This is a genomic window from Brevundimonas sp. (assembly GCF_023259385.1).
GTDB lineage: Bacteria > Pseudomonadota > Alphaproteobacteria > Caulobacterales > Caulobacteraceae > Brevundimonas.
Genome location: NZ_JAHFPF010000264.1, coordinates 1 through 4,800 on the forward strand (window position 1 = coordinate 1; position 4,800 = coordinate 4,800).

General features: G+C 69.5%; 4 protein-coding genes and 1 pseudogene. 2 read left to right on the forward strand and 3 right to left on the reverse strand.

What is annotated here, in order from left to right:
• Positions 1 to 40 precede the first annotated feature (40 nt).
• Both Q0C81_RS16195 and purN read right to left on the reverse strand, forming a co-directional pair.
• Positions 41 to 2,101, reverse strand: coding sequence for a M13-type metalloendopeptidase (locus tag Q0C81_RS16195; RefSeq protein ID WP_291840288.1), 2,061 nt, complete (start codon positions 2,099 to 2,101; stop codon positions 41 to 43).
• Positions 2,102 to 2,183: 82 nt separating this feature from the next.
• Positions 2,184 to 2,780 carry a phosphoribosylglycinamide formyltransferase gene (purN, locus tag Q0C81_RS16200; protein WP_291840294.1) on the reverse strand — a complete coding sequence of 199 codons (597 nt, stop codon included), beginning with the start codon at positions 2,778 to 2,780 and terminating at the stop codon, positions 2,184 to 2,186.
• Between the two features lie 137 nt (positions 2,781 to 2,917).
• On the opposite strand from purN, the gene Q0C81_RS16205 reads away from it, so the two are divergent.
• A complete protein-coding gene (locus Q0C81_RS16205; protein ID WP_291840297.1) occupies positions 2,918 to 3,385 on the forward strand; it encodes a hypothetical protein in 468 nt (155 codons plus the stop codon).
• Here the strand turns inward: Q0C81_RS16205 and purM are convergent.
• Positions 3,382 to 4,419, reverse strand: coding sequence for a phosphoribosylformylglycinamidine cyclo-ligase (gene purM / locus Q0C81_RS16210; protein WP_291840300.1), 1,038 nt, complete (start codon positions 4,417 to 4,419; stop codon positions 3,382 to 3,384). The two genes, Q0C81_RS16205 and purM, sit on opposite strands and share 4 nt — an antisense overlap.
• Positions 4,420 to 4,499: 80 nt before the next feature.
• Here purM and Q0C81_RS16215 point away from each other — a divergent pair.
• Positions 4,500 to 4,800 (forward strand): annotated as a pseudogene (locus Q0C81_RS16215) (ribonuclease D); the annotation flags it as partial.

Consider the following 4,800-nt stretch of genomic DNA (forward strand, 5'->3'; position numbering starts at 1 on the left):
ATTGCTCTCCGGGGCCGTCGTCATGTCTGGAGCGCGCGTCCTACCAGATGCGGGCGCGGGCGTCCGGAGCCAGGTACTGCTCGTCGCCGGGCTTGACCCCGAAGGCGTCGTACCAGGCGTCGATGTTCCGCGGCGGCACGGCGGCGCGGTACTGGGCCGGGGAGTGCGGATCCACGGTGACCTGCTGACGCAGGGCGTCATCGCGGATGTTCTCACGCCAGACCTGGGCCCAGCCGAGGAAGACGCGCTGATCGCCGGTGAGGCCGTTGATCACCGGCGCGGGCTGGCCGTTGAGCGAGCGGTGGTAGGCGTCCAGCGCCAGCAGCAGCCCGCCCAGGTCGGCGATGTTCTCGCCCATGGTCAGATCGCCGTTGACGTTGGAGCCCTCCAGAGGGGAGAGGGCCGAATACTGGGCCCCCAGCACCGCGGCGCGCTGTTCGAACTTGGCGGCGTCCTCGGCGGTCCACCAGTCGCGCAGCACGCCGTCGCCGTCGACCTTGCGGCCCTGGTCGTCGAAGCCGTGGGTGATCTCGTGGCCGATGACCGCGCCGATACCGCCATAGTTGACCGCCGGATCGGCGTTCGGATCGAAGAAGGGCGGCTGCAGGATGGCCGCCGGGAAGACGATCTCGTTGCGCGGCGGGTTGTAGTAGGCGTTCACCGTCTGGGGCGTCATGCCCCACTCCAGCGGATCGACCGGCCGGGTCAGCTTGCCGAGATTCCAGGCCCATTCGAAGGCCGAGGAGCGCTCGACGTTGCCGTAGAGGTCGCCGGGGACCAGCCTCAGGCCGTCATAGCTGCGCCATTGCTCCGGATAGCCGATCTTCACCCCGAAGCGGCTCATCTTGTAGAGCGCCTGCTGGCGGGTGGCGTCGCTCATCCAGTCCAGGTGCTGAAGGCGCTCGGTCATGGCGGCGCGCAGATTGGCGACCAGGGCCTCCATCTGGGCCTTGGACTCGGCCGGGAAGTAGTGGGCCACGTACTCGCGGCCCAGGGCCTCGCCGAGCGAGCCGTTGACCAGGGACACGCCGCGCTTCCAGCGGGGACGGTTCTCGGGCTGGCCGCTGAGGGCCTTGCCGTAGAAGTCGAAGCGGGCGTCGACGAAGGGCTGCGACAGATAGGGCGCGGCCTGATCGACGATGTGGAAGGCCTGCCACGCCTGGAGGGTGGCGATCGGCGTCTCGGAGAAGACGCGGGCCATGCCCGGATAGGCGCTGTCCTGCGACTGGATCAGGCGCGGGGCGTCCTGGATGCCGGCGGCCGTGGCCCAGGCGTTCCAGTCGAAACCGGGGGCGTTGCGGGCCAGGTCGGCCAGGGTGGTCGGCGAATAGCCCTTCTCGATGTCGCGGCTCTGGACCTGGGTCCAGTGCTGCTGGGCGATGCGGGTTTCGAAGGCGATGATGTCGGCGGCGGACTGATCCGGGTTGGGCCAGCCGGCCAGCGTCAGGGCCTTGGTCACATAGACCAGATAGGCGGCGCGCTGGGTCGCGAAGCCGTCTTCCAGATAGTAGTCGCGGTCGGGCAGGCCGATGCCGCCCTGGACCATGTAGGCGCTGTTCTGGTTCGGGTCCTTCAGGTCCTCGGCGATGTAGACGCCGAACAGGCTGGAGCCGAAGCCGCCCTGGGTGCGGCCCATCAGGGCGGCGATCTTGGGATAGGTGTCGGCGGCGCGGACCTCGGCCAGGTCGGCCTGCAGCGGGCTTGCGCCCAGCCGGTTGACCGTCGCCTCGTCCATGAAGCTGGCGTAGAAGGCGCCGACCTGGCGCGCTTCCGGCGTGGACGGGTTGGAGGCGCTGTCCTCGATCAGGCCGCGCAGGGCCTCCTGCGAGTTGTCGAACAGCATGTCGAAGGCGCCGTAGGACGTCTTGTCGCCCGGGATCGGCGTGTTCCGCAGATAGGTCCCGCCAGCGTAGCGGTTGAAGTCGTCGCCGGGCTTGACCGTGGTGTCCATGCCCGCGGTGTCGAGACCGAAGGTTCCGATCTGCGGCGTGGTGCTGGCCGGGATCTCGACGATGGGCGGGGCGGTCTGGGCCGTGGCGGTCGTCGCGGCGAGGGTGAGCACGGCGCCGGCGGCGCAGGCCATGAGGCGGAGTCTGAGCATGGGAGCCCCTGTTGGAAAATCCGCGGCAACCTGAGCCCATCCCCGGTCGCTGTCGCCGGGAAAAATGTCAGATTACGAAAAGCTAATGCAGCGCCCGGCAGAAGGCGGTGAGGGCGCGGGGGTAGAGCTTGTGTTCGGCGGTGAGGACACGCTGGGACAGGCTTTCGGGCGTATCCATGGGCAGGACCGGCACCGCTTCCTGATCCAGGATCGGCCCCTCGTCGACGCCCTCGGTGACCAGGTGGACCGTGCAGCCCGCCTCGGTATCGCCCGCCTCGATGGCGCGGGCGTGGGTGTCCAGGCCCGGGTATCTGGGCAGCAGGCTGGGGTGGATGTTGATCATCCGCGCCGCCCACAGCCGCACCAGCCAGGGCGTCAGCAGCCGCATGTAGCCGGCCAGGGCCACCACCTCGATGTCATGCTCCATCAGGGCCGCGTCGATGGCGCGTTCGTGCGCCTCGCGGTCCTGGCCGAAGAGGCGGTGGTTGACCACGACGGTGGGCACCCCCTGCGCCGCCGCGACGGCCAGCCCGCCGGCGGTGGGGCGGTTGGACAGGACCAGGGCGATCTCGAACGGGGCGGTCGGCTTGCGCGCCGCATCGATCAAGGCGGCCATGTTCGATCCGGCGCCGGAAATCAGGATGGCGACGCGGGTGCGCCGGGGCGGGGAAGCGGTCATGGGCGGAGGCCTCGGGGAGAGGGGCGACCTTTGCCGCCCCGCCCGGGGCGGGTCAACGTCCGGGCACGCCGAAGGGGCGCTTGCGTCGGGCGGCGGGCTCGGAAACAGTGCGGCCGATTGTTCGGGGAAGGTCCACCATGCTCGCCGCCGTTTTCGCCGCCGCCCTCGTGTCCGCGCCGCTTCCGCCCGACGACATCACGCGCAATGTGCTGGTCGATGTCTGCCTGCCGTTCGTGAACGGGGACAGCGACCGGGCCGCGGTCGAGTTCTTGGGCTTCACCGTGGCGAGCGAGGACGGGGCGGTCGTCGACATGGTCAGTTCCGACGAGCGGCAGGCCTATCTGCTGCGCCTGGCCGGCGGCGACGACGCCGAGGACGGCGAGGTCCGGCGCACCTGCACCCTGCAGGCGCGGGGCGCGGCGCTGGACACGGTGAAGCGCGCGATCCGGCAGCCGCTGGAACAGGCCGGTTTCACGGCCGAACCCGTCGAGGCCGCCAACCGCCTGATCTGGACGCGCCAGGGCGTCACCGTTTCGGTGCGCCAGAACGAGGGCCGGGCCACCGTGGTGCGTGTCAGCTATTCCAGCCTTGAAGCCGGCGGCTAGGCCGCTTCCAGCTGGCCGCAGACGAAGGCGACCTCGCCCGCGTTCAGCAAGGCTTCCAGGACCGGTTCGGCGTTCTCGGGGCTGACGATCAGGATGAAGCCGACGCCGCAGTTGAAGGTGCGGCGCAGTTCGTGATCCGAAATGCCGCCGACTTCGCCCAGCCACTGGAAGACGTGCGGCATCGGCCAGGCGTCCCAGTCGAAGCCGGCCTGCAGGCCCTCGGCGATGCAGCGCGGCGGGTTCTCGATCAGGCCGCCGCCGGTGATGTGGGCCGCGCCCTTGACCAGGCCCGCCTTCATCAGCGGCAGGACCGGTTTCACATAGATGCGGGTGGGCTCCATCAGGGCCTGGGCCAGCGAGCGGTCCTTGGCGAAGGGGGCGTCGTCGGCCCAGCCGAGCCCGGACTTCTCGACCACCTTGCGGATCAGCGAATAGCCGTTGGAGTGCGGACCGGACGAGCCGATGCCGATGATCAGGTCGCCGGCCTGCTGACGATCGAGGTAGGGCAGGGCGTGGCCGCGCTCGACCGCGCCCAGCGAGAAGCCGGCCAGGTCGTAGTCGCCGCCCGAATACATGCCGGGCATTTCGGCGGTCTCGCCGCCCACGAGGGCGCAACCAGCCTGGCGACAGCCCTCGGCGATGCCGGCGACGACGCGGCGGGCGGCGTCGATCTCCAGCTTGCCGGTGGCGTAGTAGTCGAGGAACAGCAGGGGCTCGGCGCCCTGGGCCAGCAGGTCGTTGACGCACATGGCGACCAGATCGACGCCGACGCCGTCGTGGCGGCCGGTTTCGATGGCGATCTTCAGCTTGGTGCCGACGCCGTCGGTGGTGGCGACGATCAGCGGGTCCTCGAAGCCGGCGGCCTTGAGGTCGAACAGGGCCCCGAATCCGCCCAGCGAGGGCTCGGAACCCGGGCGGGCCGTGGATTTGGCCAGGGGCTTGATGTGCTGCACCAGCATCTCGCCGGCGTCGATATCGACCCCCGCATCGGCGTAGGTGAGGCCGTTACGAAGGCTCTCGGGGGTGTCGCTCATCGGTCACGGGCCTGAATCAGTGGGCGGAATTATGTTGGGGCTCTTGCCACAACGGGCGCGCGCGGGGCTATAGCATCCGAATGACGCCGATCACCACCACCGAGGCGCTGCAAGAATTCTGCGCGCGCCTGGCCGACCAGCCGTTTATCACCGTCGACACCGAGTTCATGCGGGAGACGACGTACTGGCCCAAGCTGTGCCTGATCCAGGCCGCTTCGCCGACCGACGCCGCGATCATCGATCCGCTGGCCGAGGGGCTCGATCTGGAGCCGTTCCTGGCCCTGATGCGCGACGAATCGATTCTCAAGGTCTTCCACGCCGCCCGGCAGGACGTGGAGATCTTCGTGAAGCTGGGCGCCATGCCCAAGCCGATGTTCGACA

What these genes read in the sequence shown, in the direction of transcription:
- purM (WP_291840300.1), bottom strand. Translation starts at nt 4,419, where the DNA reads ATGAGCGACACCCCCGAGAGCCTTCGTAACGGCCTCACCTACGCCGAT.
- purN (WP_291840294.1), bottom strand. Translation starts at nt 2,780, where the DNA reads ATGACCGCTTCCCCGCCCCGGCGCACCCGCGTCGCCATCCTGATTTCC.
- Q0C81_RS16195 (WP_291840288.1), bottom strand. Translation starts at nt 2,101, where the DNA reads ATGCTCAGACTCCGCCTCATGGCCTGCGCCGCCGGCGCCGTGCTCACC.
- Q0C81_RS16205 (WP_291840297.1), top strand. Translation starts at nt 2,918, where the DNA reads ATGCTCGCCGCCGTTTTCGCCGCCGCCCTCGTGTCCGCGCCGCTTCCG.